General features: G+C 41.0%; 18 protein-coding genes, 1 tRNA gene and 1 pseudogene. 5 read left to right on the top strand and 15 right to left on the bottom strand.

Annotated features, from left to right (window positions below):
- Positions 1-58 precede the first annotated feature (58 nt).
- From ACS8FD_RS04325 to ACS8FD_RS04315, 3 genes are all read right to left on the bottom strand, one after another.
- On the bottom strand, positions 59-1333 hold the full coding sequence (locus ACS8FD_RS04325; protein ID WP_439274623.1) for a leucine-rich repeat domain-containing protein: 1275 nt from the start codon (positions 1331-1333) through the stop codon (positions 59-61).
- Between the two features lie 137 nt (positions 1334-1470).
- Positions 1471-1935 carry a hypothetical protein gene (locus tag ACS8FD_RS04320; protein ID WP_439274622.1) on the bottom strand — a complete coding sequence of 155 codons (465 nt, stop codon included), beginning with the start codon at positions 1933-1935 and terminating at the stop codon, positions 1471-1473.
- A gap of 236 nt (positions 1936-2171) precedes the next feature.
- On the bottom strand, positions 2172-4040 hold the full coding sequence (locus ACS8FD_RS04315; RefSeq protein WP_439274621.1) for a DUF262 domain-containing protein: 1869 nt from the start codon (positions 4038-4040) through the stop codon (positions 2172-2174).
- Between the two features lie 170 nt (positions 4041-4210).
- Here ACS8FD_RS04315 and ACS8FD_RS04310 point away from each other — a divergent pair, with 170 nt between their 5' ends.
- A complete protein-coding gene (locus ACS8FD_RS04310) occupies positions 4211-5863 on the top strand; it encodes an RNA-binding domain-containing protein (RefSeq protein ID WP_439274620.1) in 1653 nt (550 codons plus the stop codon).
- Between the two features lie 60 nt (positions 5864-5923).
- Here the strand turns inward: ACS8FD_RS04310 and ACS8FD_RS04305 are convergent, their stop codons facing one another.
- The 7 genes and pseudogenes from ACS8FD_RS04305 to ACS8FD_RS04275 form a co-directional block, all read right to left on the bottom strand.
- A complete protein-coding gene (locus ACS8FD_RS04305) occupies positions 5924-6370 on the bottom strand; it encodes a hypothetical protein (protein ID WP_439274619.1) in 447 nt (148 codons plus the stop codon).
- Between the two features lie 124 nt (positions 6371-6494).
- Positions 6495-6755 carry a helix-turn-helix transcriptional regulator gene (locus tag ACS8FD_RS04300; protein ID WP_439274618.1) on the bottom strand — a complete coding sequence of 87 codons (261 nt, stop codon included), beginning with the start codon at positions 6753-6755 and terminating at the stop codon, positions 6495-6497.
- Between the two features lie 161 nt (positions 6756-6916).
- A pseudogene (locus ACS8FD_RS04295) lies at positions 6917-7834 on the bottom strand (recombination directionality factor).
- 138 nt (positions 7835-7972) lie between these two features.
- The gene (locus ACS8FD_RS04290; protein ID WP_439274631.1) at positions 7973-9037 is read right to left on the bottom strand and encodes a YqaJ viral recombinase family nuclease; all 1065 of its coding nucleotides are present in this window, start codon (positions 9035-9037) and stop codon (positions 7973-7975) included.
- A gap of 160 nt (positions 9038-9197) precedes the next feature.
- On the bottom strand, positions 9198-10190 hold the full coding sequence (locus ACS8FD_RS04285) for a DUF932 domain-containing protein (protein WP_439274617.1): 993 nt from the start codon (positions 10188-10190) through the stop codon (positions 9198-9200).
- A 35-nt stretch (positions 10191-10225) separates the two neighbouring features.
- Entirely contained in the window at positions 10226-10516 is a 291-nt protein-coding gene (locus ACS8FD_RS04280; protein ID WP_439274616.1) for a hypothetical protein, read from the bottom strand.
- Positions 10517-10649: 133 nt separating this feature from the next.
- Positions 10650-11555, bottom strand: a complete 906-nt coding sequence (locus ACS8FD_RS04275) for a YagK/YfjJ domain-containing protein (RefSeq protein WP_439274615.1) — start codon at positions 11553-11555, stop codon at positions 10650-10652.
- Positions 11556-12012: 457 nt separating this feature from the next.
- On the opposite strand from ACS8FD_RS04275, the gene ACS8FD_RS04270 reads away from it, so the two are divergent.
- Positions 12013-12924 carry a hypothetical protein gene (locus ACS8FD_RS04270; RefSeq protein WP_439274614.1) on the top strand — a complete coding sequence of 304 codons (912 nt, stop codon included), beginning with the start codon at positions 12013-12015 and terminating at the stop codon, positions 12922-12924.
- Here ACS8FD_RS04270 and ACS8FD_RS04265 read toward each other — a convergent pair.
- Entirely contained in the window at positions 12921-14282 is a 1362-nt protein-coding gene (locus tag ACS8FD_RS04265) for a tyrosine-type recombinase/integrase (RefSeq protein ID WP_439274613.1), read from the bottom strand. The genes ACS8FD_RS04270 and ACS8FD_RS04265 overlap by 4 nt on opposite strands.
- Positions 14283-14565: 283 nt before the next feature.
- Positions 14566-14656, bottom strand: a tRNA-Ser gene (locus ACS8FD_RS04260).
- 146 nt (positions 14657-14802) lie between these two features.
- On the opposite strand from ACS8FD_RS04260, the gene ACS8FD_RS04255 reads away from it, so the two are divergent.
- The 3 genes from ACS8FD_RS04255 to ACS8FD_RS04245 all read left to right on the top strand — a co-directional run bounded on the left by ACS8FD_RS04255 (position 14803) and on the right by ACS8FD_RS04245 (position 16789).
- Entirely contained in the window at positions 14803-15717 is a 915-nt protein-coding gene (locus ACS8FD_RS04255; protein WP_439274612.1) for a DNA/RNA non-specific endonuclease, read from the top strand.
- Positions 15718-15866: 149 nt separating this feature from the next.
- A complete protein-coding gene (locus ACS8FD_RS04250) occupies positions 15867-16130 on the top strand; it encodes a hypothetical protein (protein WP_439274611.1) in 264 nt (87 codons plus the stop codon).
- Between the two features lie 275 nt (positions 16131-16405).
- Positions 16406-16789 (top strand): DUF2147 domain-containing protein, encoded by a 384-nt coding sequence (locus ACS8FD_RS04245; RefSeq protein WP_439274610.1) that lies wholly within the window; start codon positions 16406-16408, stop codon positions 16787-16789.
- 169 nt (positions 16790-16958) lie between these two features.
- Here ACS8FD_RS04245 and ACS8FD_RS04240 read toward each other — a convergent pair whose 3' ends face one another.
- From ACS8FD_RS04240 to ACS8FD_RS04230, 3 genes are all read right to left on the bottom strand, one after another.
- Complete coding sequence (locus ACS8FD_RS04240; protein WP_439274609.1) at positions 16959-18221, bottom strand: ammonium transporter; 1263 nt, start codon at positions 18219-18221, stop codon at positions 16959-16961.
- 110 nt (positions 18222-18331) lie between these two features.
- Positions 18332-18670, bottom strand: coding sequence for a P-II family nitrogen regulator (locus tag ACS8FD_RS04235; protein WP_201611156.1), 339 nt, complete (start codon positions 18668-18670; stop codon positions 18332-18334).
- Between the two features lie 549 nt (positions 18671-19219).
- Positions 19220-20074: a universal stress protein gene (locus tag ACS8FD_RS04230; RefSeq protein ID WP_439274608.1), complete on the bottom strand. Its 855-nt coding sequence runs from the start codon at positions 20072-20074 to the stop codon at positions 19220-19222.

The following is a 20074-nucleotide window of genomic DNA, read 5'->3' as shown; positions in this document are numbered from 1 at the left end:
CAGAATAAGTCATCGTTATTAATATCTTTCTCTCAGTTTTAAAAGTATTGTATCTTATTTATAAAAGACTGACTATATCAGGTAGCTTATTTATTCTGTTACCTCCAAGGTATAAACTCATTAAGTTTGACAACTGTCCAATAGAGTCAGGTAACTCAGTTATTTTATTCTTTCCAATATCAAACTCTACTAAATTCATTAATTTGCCGATACTATCAGGGATTTCACTAAGCAGGTTATCCGGAATATAAAATATTTCAAGTTCACATAGCTTACTAATACTTTCAGATAGTTTTGTAATTTTATTACTAGATAATGAAAGATTTCGGAGATTAATAAGTTGAAAAAAACTGATGGGTAAATCAGCTATTTGGTTGCAAGCAACATATAGTTCTTCCAACCCTTCTAATTGTCCGATATCTTGAGGCAGCTCGTGTATATGGTTGTAACCTATATCAAAAACTCTTAAGCTTCTCATTTTTCCAATTTTAGCTGGTAATTTATATAAGTGGTTTTGATCGATACGTAACTCTACTAGATTAAACAGTTGATTAATCTCATCAGGCAAGTGAGATAATTGATTTTTGTAAATATGAAGCCATTGCAAATTAGTTAAGTTGCCAATACTAGCTGGTAGTGTTCTTAAGAAGTTTTCTTCAATACGAAGCTCTGAAAGATTTTCCAATGAACCTATACTATCTGGCAGTTCACTTAAACTATTTTCACGAACATAGATTGATTCTAAATTAATTAGTTGACCAATACTAAGTGGCAGTTCATTTAGCCGATTACCTGTTAAATCAATCGCTTCTAGTTTAACTAGATTTCCTAGTTCATGTGGTAGGCTGATTAACTGATTCCTTTCAGCATTAAGATTCATTAACTCATTCAGTTGGCATATGCTAGCAGGCAACTCTATTAATTGATTATGTCCAACATCTATTGTTTTTAATTTTTTCAAATTTCCAATATTACTAGGTAGTTCAGTTAGCTCATGACCACTAACATGAATTTCCATTAAGTTCGTCAGCATACAAACATAATCATGTAAATAAGTCATAGCAGTAAAAGGACGATCGTAATTTTTTGAAATTCTTAAACGAGTCATCGATAATAGCTGGTCTTTATTCCGAGGAACTTCATTCTCAGAGATTTCAAACTCATCAGCCCATTGCCAAATTTTCTCAATCCAGTCTTCTTCAGCATGAGAGTACTCGTATGCAGGTATAGATTTGCTAACAAAGTCATTAGTAAGCTTATAAGCTTCATTTACAGTGATATCTTTTGACTTTAAAATTTCAAGCGCTATATGCTCACGTTTAGTTAATTGCATAGTTTATTAATCTCAATACAGCCAAATAGTGAAAGGTTTCAGTTAGATCTTGCAGTGTGTAAATATTAACGATATAGAAGAATGCAAATGAACCAGCCAAATGTAGCTAGGAATATCTATACGATCAGTGCAGTTTTTTAATCGTATCCAAGAGCTTGTCGGAGTCTATCGTTACGCCAACTGGCTGCCTGCTCATAAATATATTTATGGGCGATATATCTTGCTATGTCATCTACATAGGGCGGTGAGTTCATTGGTGTGAAACTGCTATCTATACTTATACCGCTGTCTTCCATATCGACTAGATGACCATAGGCATCTTCAGTTTGTAACCAGATTGCATTAGCTTCATATGCACTGAGCTCTTCAAGCCGTGATATGACATATACCACAACTGCAAAATCGTATTTATTCCATGAGTAAGTACGTGATCCCCCTTGACGCTGGTAACAAACATCATCCCAGAGACTTTCGAGGCAGCCTAGATCTATTGTAGTACTTTGACCTTGCATCCACCTGATAGTCTGTCTAGCTATTCTTTTTGACAGCTTATTAGAGAGCTCTTTGGAGATATTTAACGCTATCGTTTTTTCTAATTCCATTAACATCCGCCTTAATAGTGAATCAGTTAAAATATTGTGCTGATACGCTTTTTATAGAAAAGCTAATTATATTATTGTTTTAACTAGCAGGAATTTATCTGCATAGCTTCTCTAAGCCTCGGTATATAATCCTAAAGAGCATACTCACGGTAAAATATACTAGTTGCTATCTTAAAAATTGGATTCATAAAAAAGCCACTAATTAAAAGTGACTTGTTTTTGCGCATTCAAATAAATCATATCTCTATATTATTTACAGTACTTGCTCTGTCATACTCGTCTAAACGCTTGCCATTAAGCTGCCAATGATCGAAGGATAGCTCCATTAGCATCTGTTGTCTTTGTTTAATAGACGTCTTAGTCCACTCGTCAAACTGACAGTTTAGCTTACTCTTCAGACGATTTAGCCCTGTATTTTTGCCAATAGTATATTGATCGTTTAGGAGCTTAGTAAGCACGAAATTAGAATGAATATACTCTGTTTGCTTCATCGCAAACCAGTCAGTGGATAGATTATTGTAGTTATTAATGGCTTGATTGATCTGACTTTCAAGTAGCGTGGTATTACCCAGCATATAGGTGTATTTTTCACGATCTTCGTCATTAGTAAAATCACTATCCGCTTCTAGATTGGTCAGCGTTTGCGGTAGAATATGCTCAATTTGAAGCCTTTGTATGTTGTCTTGACTAAGTGGGTTTAGTCCTGCTTGAATGCATAATTCAGTATCTAAGCACCCTAGAATATAGCGCTCTCGGTATTGCGGGTTATAGTCATAATGTCTTATTTGCAAAAAGCTATATCTAAAGTCTGATAGATAGCCTCTTAGATAGGGAATCATGGTTTCATCGATAATCTCCACAATTTCTTCTACGCTACGCATCCCGCGTAGCTTGATCGCCCAATCAGTAAAGCGTCGCTCATAGTTCTTAGTTTGCATTTTAAGCGTATTAGCGAAGAATAAGAAGCTCTCTATTTGCTGTGCAAGATAATTGATCACATCGTCATCACAGTTCAGGTTTAACGCCATTAATAAAATAAGGTGCTGGCGTGAGCGTTGTTTATTGATATAACCAATATTGACCACATTAGGGTATTTGTTAACACCAATTGCGTTAGTGTCGCTGTTCGTAGCTTGGACCAGATAGCTATATCGTTTAGCTGCGGCAACCATTTCATTCACTAAATTTAAAGGCTCGTTTTCGTAGTCCAGTTTACTCTTGCCTTCTTTTGATATGATCCAAGAATACAAGTCATCTTCTCGGATAATACCATTATGGTAACGAGCAATCATAAAGTATCTTAAAAAACGTAGCGGTTTATCCCCTTCATCACAACTCTGAAGGTCGCTAGTTATTTGTTTCCATTTCGTTTTAATAACTTCAAAGTCATGATCCTTAGCTTTACTAAATAGTAGGTTCTTTACTAAGTCCATAGCATTTAAGCCAGCACCACGCTGATTGATGGTTTCAAATATCTTTAAAGCACTACCAAGGTTATCTGATTCTATCACTACTACATTAACGCTAGTTAAAAAGTACTTAGCATATTTTTCAAAGATCTTAATATCTTGTTGGATGTAACTTTTGAAATGTTCTAATATCCGATCATAAGCTTTTTTCATCTTATCAATCGAGCTGGTAACTTCATTCTCGTATTCAAGCTTTTGAATCATTGTATCTAAGTAACCATTACTATCGTCATATTGCAGTTCCAGACGTGGCATGGTCGTCTCTGCTTCCATATCAAATGTGTATAGCCAGTTTTTTGTGATGTCGAGCATATTGCTACTCATACGAGATAATGGCTCTTTATCTCTTAGTGATTCTAGTATATTACGTATGGCACATAAACAGAGTACTATCGTCGTTAGCCTCTGTTGACCATCAATAACATCATATTTACTATCTTTTTTTACAATAATGATTGAACCAAGAAAATAGCTTTGTTGTTCAATAGAGTGGGCGTCAAATTCTTCGTCAATATCAACTAAGAATTGATAAATATGTTTATCTGCTTCCCAGACGTACTCTCTTTGATAATCTGGCACTACAAAATAATATTTATCTAGGTTTTTAATGCTAAAGACCTCTGCGTCGATTTTCATATTTGACCTTAAATTGTTTTATGCGCTTTAAGTTAGTGACAACGTCTTCTATAGAAGTTTGTTTGGTACAAGCAAAGTAGCTTAGCATAAACAAAACCAGACGATACACTGCTTTTGCACAACTGACAGCGTATAATAGATGAAATAAAACTACCTCTAGCGTTCTCACTATGCCCAACCACTACCAAAGCCTTGTCCTAAATCTAACTCAGCAGCCCACTGAACAAGAATGGCTTGAGCTTAAGCATAACTTTCATAGTCCAGAAGAAATAGGCAAGCGGATATCTGCGCTTGCTAATGGCGCATGTTTGGCTGGTAAGAAATTTGGTTACTTGGTGTTTGGTGTCGAGGACGGTACGCATGACATCGTAGGTACAAGCTTCAACCCAAGGACAAAAAAAGCCAAAGGTAACGAAGACTTAGAGCATTGGCTGGTAAGCCGCTTAAGCCCTAAGATTCATTTTGCAATTCATGAGCTAAATATTAACGGTAAAGCGGTAGTACTGTTCGAGATTCCAGCAGCTACCGATACGCCTGTCAGCTTTTTACATGAGCCTTATATTCGTATTGGTAGCGTCACAAAGCTGCTCAAGCATTATCCCGATCAAAGCCGTAAACTCTGGCAAAATCAAGCCGATGATTGGAGCGCTGAGATTTGTCATGAAGCAACGCTTGAAGACCTTGACCCTAAGGCCATTGCGGTTGCTAGACAAGTTTTTGCGGATAAAAACAAGCGGTTGGCTGAAGACGTCAAAGAGTGGGACGACATCACTTTTTTAAATAAAGCCAAAATCACCATTCACGGTCAGATTACTAACACAGCGATTATCCTATTAGGTCGTTATGAATCCACAAGTTTTTTAAGTCCAGCGCAAGCGCATATCACTTGGATTTTAAAGGGCGTTGATGGCATTGAAAAAGACTATGAGCATTTTGAACCCCCGTTTTTGTTAGTCTTAGATGAGGTGTATAACAAGATCCGTAATCTCAATTATCGCTACATGGCGTCAGGTACGCTGTTTCCTGAAGAAGTGCAGCAGTACGATCCTTATATCATTCGTGAAGCGTTAAGTAATGCCATTGGTCATCAAGATTACCGACTAGGCGGACGTATCATAGTAGTTGAAAAAGAAGACTCAACGCTATTGTTTCAAAATAGCGGTGCGTTTATTCCTAAGACCATTGAGAATGTCTTACTGCAAGATGCGCCTGAAGCGAGTTACCGCAATCCGTTTTTGGTCAATGCTATGGTTAATCTAAATATGATGGACACCATTGGTAGCGGTATCAAAAAAATGTATCAGATTCAGTCTAAGCGCTTTTTCCCATTGCCAGATTATGACTTAACTCGTGAAAGAGTAGGCGTGAAGTTTACAGGTAAAGTGCTTGATCAAGAGTACGCCAAGCAGCTAGCGACAGTCGATAACCTTACACTACATGATATTATAGCGCTTGATAAAGTCCAAAAAGGGCAGGCGATCACTGAAGAAGAAGCCGACGCGCTACGTAAAAAGTCACTGATTGAAGGGCGCAAAAATAGCTATATTATCGCCGCTGATGTTGCTAAGCATACTGAGCAGCAGGCGGAGTATATGCAAATGCGCGGCTTAGATGACATGCATTATCAAAGCTTAATTATCGAATACCTCAAAACATTTGAGCAAGGCAGACTAGCTGATTTTGATAAAATGCTTACTAATAAGTTGCCGCAAGTATTGGACGATAAACAGCGTAAGAACAAAGTGCGTAATTTATTGCAGAAGATGCGCCGTGATGGATTAGTCGTTTCTGAAGGTTGGTCTTGGCATCTTCCAAACAGCTAGAAATAGCTAAGAATAGCTAAAAATAGCTAAACCTAGCTACGTTTAGCTATCTGAAGTATTTTAAAAGTAGCCTAGTAGTTGTCTAAGTCGATCGTTCCGCCAGCTCTCTGCCTCTTTGTAAATATATTCGTTCATGATGTATTGTGATATATCATCTACGCAGTAAGGTTGGCTTTTATGTATATGCTCTTCGCCAGTGTCTACATCGTCTAATTGAAAGTATAAATCAATGTCCTGTAACCATATAGCATAGATCTCGTGTTTACTTAGCTGTTCGAGCTGCGATGAGACAAATTGTAAAATCATATCATCGTAGTACTTCCAGAAAGGGGCTTCCTCTTTTTGACGTTGATAACAAACGTCATCCCATAGATTTTTGAGATAGCCCATATCTAGTGTAGTGTTGAAACTTTGCATATACCGAATAGTTTGTCTAGTAATCTTCTCTGAAAGATTTTTAGATAATGCAGTAGCGATATCTAAGGCTATCTCTTTTCTTAAGTCCATAGTGAAAGTCCGTATCTAACTCTTGTATATTGCTAATTAAAGATATATGGCATGTTACTAAACTACGGAATCAAAAAGAAGCAAAAAAATAAGCCGCATTAAGCGACTTATTTTTGGATAGTGCTTAATGAAACCGAGCAGCTATTTTACTCTCAATCCACTGAGTAACCTCACTTTCAACCCATGCTACGCGCCCCTTTGATAGCTTCACTTGAATGGGAAAAGTAGGGTCATAACGATTTGATCTTTTATCAAGCATGTCGTAAATGGTGGTACTACTAAGCCCTGTATAGTGTATGACGTGCTTTAGCGGTAGCATACGCGGCATTTGCGGCATGCTTGGCATTGATGTATTTTGCTGAGTGTTTGCGTTTAAATTTTCCATGATTATCTCCTTCGTAAGTGAATGAGAGCGGTATCTCTCATATACTTACCGAGTCCCATATTTTTTTATGCCATCCCATAGCATCCGTAAGCGTTAGCGAAACCCATAAAAAAAAGGAGCTGACAGATCAGCTCCCTTTTATGCCGTGTACTTGCGGTGTGCTAGCTTACAGTCGTCACGCTCTCTCGTAGTCCTTGCTCAATGCTGGTCACGTTGTGGGTATCTAAGCCATTGGGCACTTGTTTTTGTTTCTGAACTTGTGGCTGACTCGTGAGACCGGCTTCATCTGGATAAAGCTCTTCCATCAGCTCACTTGCTTCATCATCGACCTCAAAGCATGAATTGGCGTAACCTTGCTTAGCCGCTTGCTCTAACGCGCCTTGATCAAAGCCGTGTTCACTCAGCTCATGATCAATCGCCTTCGCTTGCTGTACCGCGTCTTTAAGCGTCACCCCATCACTTAAAGTAAGATCGACAAAGTAGATCGGCGTGCGATAGCTTTGAGTCGTGCTTTTGCCTCGTAAGGTGAGCTGCAATGGTAGACATGACAGTTTGTTACCGGACACCGCAGCAAAGTAACGCAGCCTTGCCGCAAGCGTACGAATACTATTAAAGCCTGTGGTGCGAAAGATAAATGTACCTAGTTCATCGTCCTCGCTAAGGTTAACGTATAGACGACCGTAAGGCTTACAAGCACCGCCTTGCGCTAAGGGGCAGCGATCAGGTGACGGTCAAGGTAGTTGCTCAACGCCATTGTTGGTTCGGCGCTGGCAATGTTCACCGTCTCCTACGCATAACGGGCGACCTGTTTGCCGATCAAACAGCGTGTACTGCGCACGTAGGTTTAGGTCAGGATCATTAAACAGCATGCGTACAGGTATTTGCCGCAGCTTACTGTCATCCCCTTTACGCAGTTTGGCATCGAGTGGATGATTGACCCAGCCGTCTTTATTCTGCACTTGGCTGGTAATAGTGAATTGATCGTCTTTAGCAGGGAGACGCTTGCCGTCTTTATTGATGACGCGTCCAATGCTGATACGACCGAGTACGGGCGGAGTTATGGTTAGACCTTTAATCATAGTGGTATTCCTTGTTTGTTTAATGAATTAACGAGACATAAAAAAAGCCCACCGATTAGGGTGGGCTTTTATATGCTTGCTTCGATTGATTGGTTCTGATTGATTAATAGATGCGTGAATAGTTAAATGACTGACAACTTAGTCGCTTAAGACAACAAAGCGTTTGCTACCTTGGCGAATTTTACTAAATTTATCCATCAGCTCAGGATGGGCTTTAACTACTGCTTTGCTATCTAAACCGACACTGTCTTTCGAGCGCTTCCATGAGATTGCGCCCTTATCAAAGACTGCCACTTCATTGTCTTTGATTAAGGTTTGCAGTTGATGTTTAATTTGATCGTGGCGCTGCTCTAGATCTTCGATTGACGCGCGATAGCTAAGCAGCTTATCGAACAGCTTATTTGCGCCCTCATCATTCTTAAAGTCTATCTTGCTTGTAGGCTTAGGCTCAGGGTAAAGCAGTTTAAGCGCACGAGCGGCTGACTCAGAGTGATCAGGCGTGGGTGGTGTGTCCGTCTCCACGTACTGCCAGAACAGACGCTCATGCTCGATAATTGATGCAATCAAACGCTCATCACGCTCAACCTTATAGATCTTCGCTTCGTGTCCGCATAGCAGTACGCAGATGTGGGCAGCACTTTTACCAGTGACTGCCAGTTGATGCTGCACTTGGCAGGTGACGTATAGCGGTACACCATCACGCCATAATTTTGCGCCATGCTCCCCTGTAGTTTTGCATTCAAGTATTTGTACCTCATCGCTACCTGTCACCGCATAGTCGAGATTGGCAAGCATAAAATGATTATCAGTGTCAGGATGCTGCAAGATGGCATTGACGCGGCGTACCTTGTTTCCTGTCTTTTCTTGATAGTATTTAGCCACCATCGGCTCTAAAGTATTGCCCCAATACAGTGGCGCATAGCCTTCTATGCTCTCATCTAAGTCTGAGCTCATGCGTCCGGTCTTAATCATCCATAGCTCAAGCATCGATAAATATGGATGAATACCGCAAGCAGCAGCAGCGTCACTACTACCTATGCCTTGCTTGCGCACTTCAAGCCACTCTTCACGGCTTAAGTCTTTGGTATTGATTAGGCGCTTGGGCTGAGATGATGTAGTCTGCTTAGGTTTCTCTTCACTAAGGCTAGGCCGGTTAGTCTTAACATTAATAGTAGCAGTCGGCTTTGTTTGCTTAGATTGCATCGCTTTACGCTTACGACGACTTGGCTGAATGGTTGTGTTTAATGCGATAGTTTCCATGATAGATTCCTTATTAAATTAATCGTTGATAACTGATGATCTGAGTAAACGGCATAAAAAAACCACGCTTTTAAGCGTGGTTTAATGTGTGGTGATAAGACAGTTAGGCCAGCATACGTAGCGACTCTTCTAAGCCTTTTTGTTTAAGCTTAGCGCCAGCGCCAAACCAAGCGGAATTTAAGCGATTATCCGTGTTCATCGCACGGCGTTCATGATCCACGTACTCAGTGATACTACAAAGCAGACCATAAGCGGTGTCTTTGGCAGCATCGAGATCCGCTCCGCGTCCTTGACCGTTAAACATTTGCATCACTTTATTCATTGCGCGAGCGTTAGGAACCGCGTCTTTTTCTTTCTTAGCGCTGTTAAACAGAATGATGTCATTATCTTGATCGTTAAACACACGGCTCAAGTAATTAGCTGCTTCTGCTTGGGTAACACGGCGCTCAGACAACTGCTTCATCTCATAGATGTGCTCATCCCACTGATTAACCGACACGCCTAATTGCTGCTTGACCTTGTCCGCATCAAACGAGGTGCTATGCGGCACTTTCACCACACCGCCACTACCATCAGCTAAGCTTACTGCTAGGGTGTTATTACACACCACGCGGATATTGGTAAACTGCGCCGTAGTGGCAAGCGTCCCATCACAAGCCGTTGCCAGTAGCAAATAGCCGTGACTGACATCACCGCCTCTAAGACTGGCTGACTGACCCGTACGTGCCAATGCCCACAGCTTACGACCGCCCTTTAGCACACCTGCGGTCTCAAGCTCAAAGTGTGAGTGCTCAGTGAGATCACGATAGAACTCTAATATCTCTTCAGGTTGTACTTCTTGATAGCGCTGACTGACTACTGATAACGGATCAAAGGTATCTGAGCGATACAAGACCTTTTGCTCGGCAAAGGGCAAGATAAGATTATGCCCTCGATCGTTCTCAGCCATGAAGTTGACGTCTGACGACTCAATACGCCAATCCATACCTGCCTCACGCGCCCAGACCTCAAGCGGCTGCTTAGGGGATAGCTCACTGCCAAGGCCATGCCAAGGGGTGTCGCCAACGTATGCCATACTCTCGATTAAATGTGCCATGATAATTTTCCTTTTGTATTATGATTAAATTGAGTTTAAGTGAATGAGTGAAAGGTGGTGAAGACATGCGAGCAGTCATCACAGCGATATTGTTTATTGACCAGCATTGGCAGCGCTTGATGAGACTGAGTAATCTCAATAAGCGCTGCTACCGTTGTTCCTGCAACCACACCTATAGCAGGATGTACTTTAAGTGTTTTGCAAAGACTAACGCCAAGGCTGACTAATACCGCAGGGGATAACAGTTGATCGATAAGATTGATTTGACTACTATCAGTCGTCTCGTAGACCAAAGATGACTGACAGCTAGGACACAGGGTTTTCATATATACTCCTAAATTTTGCGCATAAAAAAGGCCTGCTAAAAAGCAGACCTTATTGGCTGAAGTCACGTACACACAAACAGGCTGTACGTACTCTCATGGTAATAGTATATATCTGAGATTATTTTGATATGGGTTATAGTCCTCGGCGGTCGGATGTGCGGTATTGACCATGTGCAAAGGTGTTCATGTTTGGGAGCCATACTTTTAATTTTTGGTCATACTTGCTTGGTTGCGTCAGGTAACACGACGTTCTAAGAGCGTTGTTAACTTCCTGTTCGTTATCCTGATGAATCATGCCAATACCTAATTTACCGTTTCGCTCATACCCCTGCTTAGTCTTTTTATTGTGGTAGTTATAATAGGTGCCAGACCCCTGAGTGACCTGCTTCCATTTTTCACCGACCTCTTTTGCGATATACCAACCATTTTGTCTATCATTACCGTCGTATATCAGTAATAAATAGCAATGTAATCCGCCCTCGATGCCACCATGCTCTAAAGCCCAAGCGTAGCCCTGCAAATCTTCAAAGCACGTTTCCTCATTACCAATAAGATCTCGGAATTTGCTCATGTGATGATAAAAATCTTCAATGCTAACAAGGTGGCTTGTTTCTTTGGCGTACTTTAGGTCGATACGTACAAAGAGCAGTCTTTTGTAATGATGAATCAGATGGCGTACATATTTTTCGAGAGTCCTCTTATTTTTAGACTCCTGATAACTAAACACACTACGTTCACGCTTAATATCTTTTTTATAGTATGACAGTGTTTTAATAAGACGCTGTGTTTTATCGTAATCCCAAATGACATCTTCTGGATATTGATCACCAACGATATATTGCGTACTGCGAAAGAAAGCTTCAATGGGCATCGAGTAAATCAATCCATTGTCACTCTCATAGTAATACATGAACGGATGATACAAATCGTTCAGCTCATATATTATCAGGTCAAATATCAATTCATTAGAAATAATATCGACTACCAGTTGGTGAACTTTAGTTAATAAGTTACTTTGATTGAGGTTGGTGTTTTCCATGGTATTTCTCCTATGTGGTTTGTCTTGCACATAGTAGAGCTACATCATATTTTTTTATTCTGACTACTGGTGGTTAGTGAGGAGATAGTCAGTTTGGTAACGCTGCGCTATATAATAATATCAATAACCGGTTAGTGGCACTTACTAATACTGCGGAGATATCGGCGTTACATTATCCTCAATTGTAGGAATCTTGGGTCATATTGATATTTTTTGAGTGAATGGAGTTAGCTGATAGAGAAAAGTTAATGCACTGTCAGTATGAACAGATATTATTACCAACGTTAGATCTAGTGAGAATACGAAGATATATTAAATATATGCTAATTTTTGTATCTTAGCTCAATAAATACTTGTACTTTAGCACTCATTTATACACTATGATAATAATCTAATACTATCTTAATAATACTAGGATATAACTATAATATCACGCGTGATAAATTAAGGATTATATATGTTAAAGGAAGAATTAAGAGGAAAGTCTTTAAGAGATAAAATAGATGACTTGTCAGAAGATCAAGCACATTTTGTGTTGCTAAGTGTATTTTACAGCGGAGATAAATCACGTTATATATCTGAAGATCCAAACCGCTATGCGAGTAAATGCAAGGAAGAACTTTTAAAGAGAACACGTAAGGACGATAAGATAGATACAGTAATTAGCTTTATTGATAATCTCAATACGCTATATTTAGAAAAATATGAGCTTAAATGGCTAGAAGGTAACGAAAGAGCACAGATATTTGTCTACAATTATCTGGTTGAAAATAATATGATATCGCCAAGCCGTTTTGGTATAAGTCGTAAAAAAGATATTAAAGACACAGTTCATAATATTTTAAATAATCTGATAAAAGGATTAAATAATCGAGAAAATGTTATTTCCGATTTAGACTTTAAAAAAGACGTAGTTGAAGTTACTCAAAAGGTATGGCATGTTTTAGAAGCTAACGATAATTACTCTAAATGGTTAAAAAAAGCTGATCTAGATTGGGTACGTAATTATTTAGTGGAAAAGGATCTATACAGATGTGACGTAGAAAATTATGTTGGTAATAACAATCGAGAGCTACGTTTATTAGCATCATTGGATGCTATAGACATAAAGCAAGGACAAAGCTATACGCATTCTCTAAGTAAAACAATTATAATCGATAAAATGAAACGGGCTTGGAGCCAACAAAAATATCGTGATGCAGGTAAGACAAAAAAGCCATACCACCTACCACTGACAAAAAAGACCAAAGCTAGGTTAGAGAAGATGGCACAGGTGCAAGGACTGTCAGAGACAGCCATGCTTGATCATTTGATTAATATGTCTTACGAAATTGACTATACAGATAAAAATGGCAAAGACTTATACTAATCATTATCGATATAACTTTGCAGCTCATCGGCTGTAATACCTTGCTCTAATAGCGCTTTAATTAGATCTTGCTTATCAGCATTTTGTAATGTGTTTGGCTGCTTACTTCCTAGTGACTGCTCAATCTGCTGACGAGCCGTTTGAAAGTCTACCACCTCACCTGTATCTCTGAGAAGGTCTAAAAAGTCAGCCCATACCTGCATGATTTTACGGCGCTCTTCTAAATGCTGCGCGTGGTTATAAACTGCGCGAATGCTACTTTTCTTATCGTGGGCCATCTGCTTTTCAATCGCATCGCCCATATAGCCAAGCTCGTTTAAATTGGTTGAGGCAATGTGACGAAAGCCATGACCTGTCTGTTTACCAGCATATCCAATTTTATCTAGAGCATTATTGATGAACTCCGCGCTGTAGGGTTGATGCATACCAGTGTTGTAGAACACGTATTCATATTTACCCGTGATAGTTTTTAACTCTTCTAGTACTGCAAGCATTTGATTAGATAAGGGAACCACATGCTTACGGGCAATTTTAAGGTTATCAATATCAACGCGCCATAAGCGATTAGCAAAGTCGATATGCTCCCATTTCATCATACGCAGCTCAATAGTACGACAAAATGAGTATGCTAAAAATTTCATCGCTAAGCGTGTTTGATCGTGACCATGATAGCCTTCGATAGCTTGGAGTAGAGCAGGTAACTCATTGATGTCCACATGCTTCATGTGTTGACTTTTGGCTTTAGGGTAGAGCGCTTTGAGATCATCAATTGGGTTTTGCTTAATGATACGTTCGCGCTTGGCACGTCTCAAAATATTATCAACTAAACCGATGGTACGTCTGGTCACTTCACGTGGTGGCTCACCATTTTGATTGACACGCTTTTCAATAGTATCGGCCATTAACCTACAGTCCTCGAAACTCACATCTTTTAGTGCAATGCCTTCAAAGTGTGGCAACACGTCTTTATGCATACGATTATTGTCTTGCTGATAAGTCCGTGGCTTAACGTTACGCTTACGCTCAGCGAGCCAATCTAAGGCATAGTCATTAAATTTTTGTGCGTGGATATTTGCAAGCTTATCTTGACGCTTTTTATTTTTCGGATCTATACCGTCAGCGAGTAATGCTTTGATCTCAGTATTGGCTTGTCTAGCTTCCGCTAGCGACATAATAGGGTAAGTGCCAAGGGTTATACGCGTTTGCTTACCATCAAAGCGATAAGCGCTTATCCACGACTTTGTGCCTGTATTACGTACCAAAAGCTGCAAGCCATACTGATCGCTATATTTGTCAGGACGCGAAGGCGTGCATTTTTCACTTGGTTTAAGCTTGCGGATCTTACTATCGCTTAACATGTTGGTCTATTCCTTATAAATGCAAGCCTTATGCTTCAAGCGATACAACGAAGACGCTGGTCTAAAGCTCAATTATAATGTTTGAATGTTGGTCTTTTTATGGTCTAATGAAATCATAAACCAACAGATAGACCAACACAAGCCATGGGATAGATGGGTCATGTTCGGATAGATTAGGAAAACGCTGGGTATAAAAAAAACGCTAGAAGCGTTATATATGAAGGTTTGTAGGGATATTTAGGAAAGAGTAGGACAACGTAGGAAAACTAGAATTAAATAAGATTGGCGGTGACGGAGGGATTCGAACCCTCGATACGCTATGAACGTATACACACTTTCCAGGCGTGCGGTTTCAGCCACTCACCCACGTCACCTTTTTTAGACGGCTTAGTATAACGGATACGATTTGAATTGTCACGGTTTGCGCTTTATCTTTCTTTATTAATAGCTGCCTGCTAGGATAGCGCATCAGTGATTACAGTAGCATCGATTACACCGGCGAAAGGTACAAAATAACGTGATGAGTTTTGCAATAAAGTATAGTAGGGCGCTAAGCCGTGTCAAAAATAGCCTAATAGTCAGCGTAGGAGCGATGATAACGGTAGGGCTACTCGCGATAGCGCCTGCTTATGCTGATGACTTAAGCCAGTGTAATGAGTCATTTTATGGCGGGGTTTATCCTGAATTTATCAATGATAAGCTTAGCGCCAACACACAAGCACTATGTATGGACGGCTTTGCGGTCATGTACTCAGGGGTGACGCGCACGCCGTTATGGTCTGCCGAGTATCTGACTCGCGCCCGTCTCAATCAAGCCAAAACGATTGACCGCGAAGATAGCTTTCATGAAGAGAGCCGTCTGCCAGAATCTGCTAGAGCGTCATTAGACGATTATTCAGGTTCAGGCTATGATAGAGGACACCTTGCGCCCAATGCCGATATGGCCACGCGCTCGCAGCAGTACGATAGCTTCAGTCTTGCTAATATCGCGCCACAGTCGCCGCGCAATAACCGCTACATTTGGCGCAACATCGAATCTGCTACGCGCTATCTGACGCAGCAATACGGCGAAGTGTATACCGTAACCGGGGTGGCCTTCACGGATAAAAAGACAAAGCGCTTAAGTAGGAAAGTGCTCGTACCGAGTCATTTTTTTAAAGCGGTTTATATTCCAGCTATCAATCAAGCCGGGGTTTATTATGCGCCTAACGATGAGTCTGAGCGTATTGAGGTGATTAGCCTTGATGAGCTTAGCGAGCAGATAGGAGTAGAGGTGCTACCGGTGTTAGATAGCGCGGTAAAGCAGCAAGCTTTGGCATTGCCATTAAAAGCAGGGGAGAAGATAGATGCTCCCACTGAGCCTAGCGAAGAGCCACTATGGCTGATATTTGTCTTAGCTTTAGTGGATTGGATAATGACACAGCTGCAAGCGTAATCACGGTCATTCATGCGATCTAAATCATAGTCGCTAAAAGGCACTAATAGGCGCTAAAAGGTATTATAAGAATGTAGCTAATGAGGTAAATAGCTTAATAAACGTCAATGATCATTGCTGATCACTATTTTTGGTAATTGGAGTAACTCATGATCGATCCTTTTGCAAATAATCATCAAAGTATGCAAATTGGTGAGTTGGTTATCGAAAATCAACAAGGCAAAATTATTATCTACGGTGATTTAGATTTATACTTGACCGAAGCTGGATTTGAGCAGGCAAAACAGCTACACGAGCTTACCACTAAGATATTAGCGCAGTTTGAACAAGCTGATCAGTACACAAATATAGATGACGTGTCAAAATCAAATGATGACTGGTCAGATGACAATATTGATAATCCGTTTTTGTAACTATTTGATATAGTTATGAATTAGAGAAAGAAATCTTTATAAAAAATTACTAGGCAAAATGTTTTTTTTGCCTATAATGTAATCAGACAGCGCTTGTACTGTTTCGATAAAGACTACTTTAGTCGTTATTAATCCAGATAAGTAGAAAAGATAACTCACAGAATGAACCTCTTTTTTATTTATATTGGATACAAACAGTTCTAGTCGTAGAGATTTTTTTAGGGACAAGCGCAATACACGCAGCTTATTGCACAATCATTGAAGGGAGTCGATCTATGAAATTATTTACAAAAACCGCTTTAGCAGCCGCTGGTATTAGCATGGCAACTATGGCATTTGCCGCTGACCCATTGCATAACACCACTTGGCAAACTTATGATGATGGCAAGCCTAAAGGCACAGTCAAAATCACTGAGTCTAATGGTGTATTGACTGGTAAGCTTATTGGTACCAACTCAGCCAAAGGCAAAAAGCACGTTGGCATGACCATTATTTCTGGTCTAAAAGCTGACGGCGGTGGTAAATATAGCGGTGGTAAGATTACTGATCCAGAAAAAGGTAAAGACTATCGCATGACAGCTAGCTTGAACGGTAACACCCTAAACCTAAAAGGTTATATTGGACCATTCTCACGTAGCCAGCAGTGGAAAAAGAAATAAGGTAAACTTTAATACTAATGCGATAGTGAGTGTTTACTGATTAGTATATAAGATGAACCGATATAAAAAATCCCGCATAGCCAATAGGCTGTGCGGGATTTTTAGTTAATGGTTTTAGATCGTTAATAGCTTTATATTACTAACAGCTTTAGAACGTCAATAAAAGCCTCTATCTGACAAATTCAGGATAAGCTTCCATCCCGCACTCAGCGATATCCGCACCTTCATATTCCTCTTCTTCAGAGAGACGCAGACCAAAAACAGCTTTGATAGCTAACCAAACCAATAAGCTTGCTACATATACCCAAGCAAAGATTGTAAGAGCGCCAACAAGCTGACCGACAAAGCTAGCTGCTGGGTTAGTAATAGGGACAATTAATAACCCAAAGAAACCAACCACACCATGCACCGAAAGCGCGCCGACAGGGTCGTCGATTTTCATTTTATCGAAAGCGAGGATAGATAGTACGACAAGGACACCTGCCGCTACTCCAAATAAAGTAGCTTGTAGCGCAGAAGGCGTAGATGGCTCGGCGGTGATAGCCACGAGACCCGCTAATGCACCATTTAAGAGCATAGTCAGATCAGCTTTGCCAAAGATAAGTCGAGCTAATAACAGCGCTCCTATAGCGCCGCCTGCGGCTGCGGCATTGGTATTCAAAAACACCATAGCTACAGTATTAGCGCTAGCGATATCTCCTAGTTTCAGTACTGAACCACCATTGAAACCGAACCAGCCCATCCATAAAATCAAAGTGCCTAGCGCGGCTAGTGGTAAGTTGGCACCAGGAATGGCGCGTATCTCACCTTTAGAGCCGTATTTTCCGCGGCGCGCTCCCAATAGTAATACACCCGACAACGCTGCTGCTGCCCCCGCCATATGTACAATGCCTGAGCCTGCAAAGTCAACAAAACCTATAGCGCCTAAATTATATAAGCCAAAGACATCTTGACCGCCCCAAGTCCAGCGGCCTTCCATAGGATAAATAAAGCCTGTCATGATTACGGCAAATAACAGAAACGACCACAGTTTCATACGTTCAGCGACTGCACCTGAGACGATAGACATACAGGTCGCGACAAACACTACCTGAAAGAAAAAGTCAGCGGCTGCTGAATAGACTGAGTCACCGCCGAAGCCGTTCTCCGCCGAAGTGGCTAGCGCGTCTGCTACTAGCGTGCTGCCGCCTACGATGCCGCTTAAGAATAGCTCGCCGCCATACATAATGGCGTAGCCGCAGATCATATACATAGTACAGGCCGTAGCAAACAGCGCGATGTTTTTGGTTAAGATCTCAACGGTGTTTTTCGAGCGCACCATTCCTGCTTCTAACATCGTGAAGCCTGCGGCCATCCACATGACTAGCGCGCCACAGATCAAAAAATAAAACGTATCGATCGCGTACTGTAACTCAAAAATCTGACTTTGCATTTTAATTCCCCCTTGAATTGACAATGCAGATATCGGGCTTGCCGATAATTAAGGCTGTTTACCGTTTCTTGCACCAGTAGTGGGCAAGTAAGGTTTTACACTTTGACCGTTTAGATAGCATCAGGACCCGTCTCGCCGGTACGGATACGAATGACTTGCTCTAAGCTCGTGACAAAGATTTTGCCATCGCCAATCTTGCCAGTGCTAGCGATACGAGTGATGGCTTCGATAGCCGGCTCGACCATCTCATCAATGACAGCGACTTCTACTTTTACTTTTGGCAAAAAATCCACGACATATTCTGCACCGCGATACAGCTCAGTGTGTCCTTTTTGACGTCCAAAACCTTTTACTTCAGTGACAGTCACGCCTTTGACACCGATGTCAGAGAGCGCTTCACGTACATCATCGAGCTTGAAAGGTTTTAGAACCGCAGTGATTAACTTCATAAGTGTTATCCTTACATGAGTGAGGCTACAAAGAGGACACTATCAGGAAGTATTCGCTGTATTACTCCTCTTTTGTGCTTACTAGTAGTCATTCAAGAATTGTGCCAAGCCTACTCAAGGGGGAGGTAAGTTTGGTGTCTTAAACGACTTTAGCGTGTCATAAACAAAGGGGTAAACAATACAACCAGACGATTTATCGATGTAGCACTGGCTTAAAAAGAGCTTTATTATAACGAACTTATAAGCCTTCGGGGAGGCTATACCCTGCTGAGTTACTAAAACATCATATAGAGCAGGGAATAGCGGCTATCAGAGGATTGTAGCAAAGGCAGGAGCAAAGATAGGAGCAAAAACAGGCGTCTGCTACGAGCAAAAATGAAAGTATTGAATAGATGTAAAAACCAATCGCAGCTGAAAAAATAGCGCTTATCCTCTAAGAGCGGTAAGCGCTGTGCAACAGAGGATTGAGTGTAGAGGGTTAATGATAAGGTGTTAATGATCAGATACTGATAATCAGTCGGACTGAATATGAGAACTGGCTCTAACAGACTAGAGCTTCGGAAAAAGTAGATACGGCGTTTTGGTACTGACGAGCAGTTTTTTGGTATCGCTACCTCGTAAGATCTCCCGCAGACGCGATTGCCCAAAAGCGCCACTCATCAGCATTCCAATCTCATGCTCGTTTTGGTAATAGGTGAGAGCAGCACTGACATCACGGCAATCTAGCAGGGCTTTTTTGGCGTTGATACCCGCTTGTTTGAGACGCGCATAAGCTTCACGCAGAGCATCGCAGTTGTCGTTATTATTTTTACCGACCATTACGATATGAATGGTTAAAGCGCGCACTAAAGGCGTTTTGCACAGCCAATCGAGCATCCGGTGGGTGGTAATGCGGTTATCAAAAGCGAATAGTGCGGTAGTAGGGAGCAAAAATGGTGCATGAGTCACCAAAATGGGGCAGTGACTCAATCTGACGAGCTGGCTTAAGGTGGTTTTGCAAGTGACGTGATGACCGATAACGATCAATTGTGACTTTTCATCCACATAGTCGATACTCTCGCTGAGGTTTTCGTGGCGATGTAAAGTATAAACTGGGCGTTTGTGCTGATGCTCTTCGCAGTAAGCTTTGGCTTGATGCAGCAGCAATCTACCTTGAGCTTTGAGCTCAAAGTTGCTTAAGTGCTCATGGCTAGTGAATTGGTCTAACAAATGACTTTCATCATCGATGTTTAGGCAGCCAGAATAGTTTATCGCTGCTTTTTGCTGCAAGCTTGGCACAGAATGCAACAAGCCAATCGGCGATTGCAGGCGGTTGGAGGCCCACATGCTCGCGTCCAATACCGCTTGCACGTGATCAGGACAATCTAGACAAGCAATGACACTATCTGGCTTTAAATTACTCAT

This window comes from Psychrobacter sp. 1U2, from assembly GCF_051847575.1.
This window is presented reverse-complemented; position numbering and strand designations above follow the sequence as displayed.

What these genes read in the sequence shown, in the direction of transcription:
- ACS8FD_RS04235 (WP_201611156.1), bottom strand. Translation starts at nt 18,670, where the DNA reads ATGAAGTTAATCACTGCGGTTCTAAAACCTTTCAAGCTCGATGATGTA.
- ACS8FD_RS04255 (WP_439274612.1), top strand. Translation starts at nt 14,803, where the DNA reads ATGAGTTTTGCAATAAAGTATAGTAGGGCGCTAAGCCGTGTCAAAAAT.
- ACS8FD_RS04230 (WP_439274608.1), bottom strand. Translation starts at nt 20,074, where the DNA reads ATGAGTAATTTAAAGCCAGATAGTGTCATTGCTTGTCTAGATTGTCCT.
- ACS8FD_RS04315 (WP_439274621.1), bottom strand. Translation starts at nt 4,040, where the DNA reads ATGAAAATCGACGCAGAGGTCTTTAGCATTAAAAACCTAGATAAATAT.
- ACS8FD_RS04310 (WP_439274620.1), top strand. Translation starts at nt 4,211, where the DNA reads ATGCCCAACCACTACCAAAGCCTTGTCCTAAATCTAACTCAGCAGCCC.
- ACS8FD_RS04240 (WP_439274609.1), bottom strand. Translation starts at nt 18,221, where the DNA reads ATGCAAAGTCAGATTTTTGAGTTACAGTACGCGATCGATACGTTTTAT.
- ACS8FD_RS04290 (WP_439274631.1), bottom strand. Translation starts at nt 9,037, where the DNA reads ATGCAATCTAAGCAAACAAAGCCGACTGCTACTATTAATGTTAAGACT.
- ACS8FD_RS04325 (WP_439274623.1), bottom strand. Translation starts at nt 1,333, where the DNA reads ATGCAATTAACTAAACGTGAGCATATAGCGCTTGAAATTTTAAAGTCA.
- ACS8FD_RS04265 (WP_439274613.1), bottom strand. Translation starts at nt 14,282, where the DNA reads ATGTTAAGCGATAGTAAGATCCGCAAGCTTAAACCAAGTGAAAAATGC.
- ACS8FD_RS04245 (WP_439274610.1), top strand. Translation starts at nt 16,406, where the DNA reads ATGAAATTATTTACAAAAACCGCTTTAGCAGCCGCTGGTATTAGCATG.
- ACS8FD_RS04275 (WP_439274615.1), bottom strand. Translation starts at nt 11,555, where the DNA reads ATGGAAAACACCAACCTCAATCAAAGTAACTTATTAACTAAAGTTCAC.
- ACS8FD_RS04320 (WP_439274622.1), bottom strand. Translation starts at nt 1,935, where the DNA reads ATGGAATTAGAAAAAACGATAGCGTTAAATATCTCCAAAGAGCTCTCT.
- ACS8FD_RS04280 (WP_439274616.1), bottom strand. Translation starts at nt 10,516, where the DNA reads ATGAAAACCCTGTGTCCTAGCTGTCAGTCATCTTTGGTCTACGAGACG.
- ACS8FD_RS04285 (WP_439274617.1), bottom strand. Translation starts at nt 10,190, where the DNA reads ATGGCACATTTAATCGAGAGTATGGCATACGTTGGCGACACCCCTTGG.
- ACS8FD_RS04305 (WP_439274619.1), bottom strand. Translation starts at nt 6,370, where the DNA reads ATGGACTTAAGAAAAGAGATAGCCTTAGATATCGCTACTGCATTATCT.
- ACS8FD_RS04300 (WP_439274618.1), bottom strand. Translation starts at nt 6,755, where the DNA reads ATGGAAAATTTAAACGCAAACACTCAGCAAAATACATCAATGCCAAGC.
- ACS8FD_RS04250 (WP_439274611.1), top strand. Translation starts at nt 15,867, where the DNA reads ATGATCGATCCTTTTGCAAATAATCATCAAAGTATGCAAATTGGTGAG.
- ACS8FD_RS04270 (WP_439274614.1), top strand. Translation starts at nt 12,013, where the DNA reads ATGTTAAAGGAAGAATTAAGAGGAAAGTCTTTAAGAGATAAAATAGAT.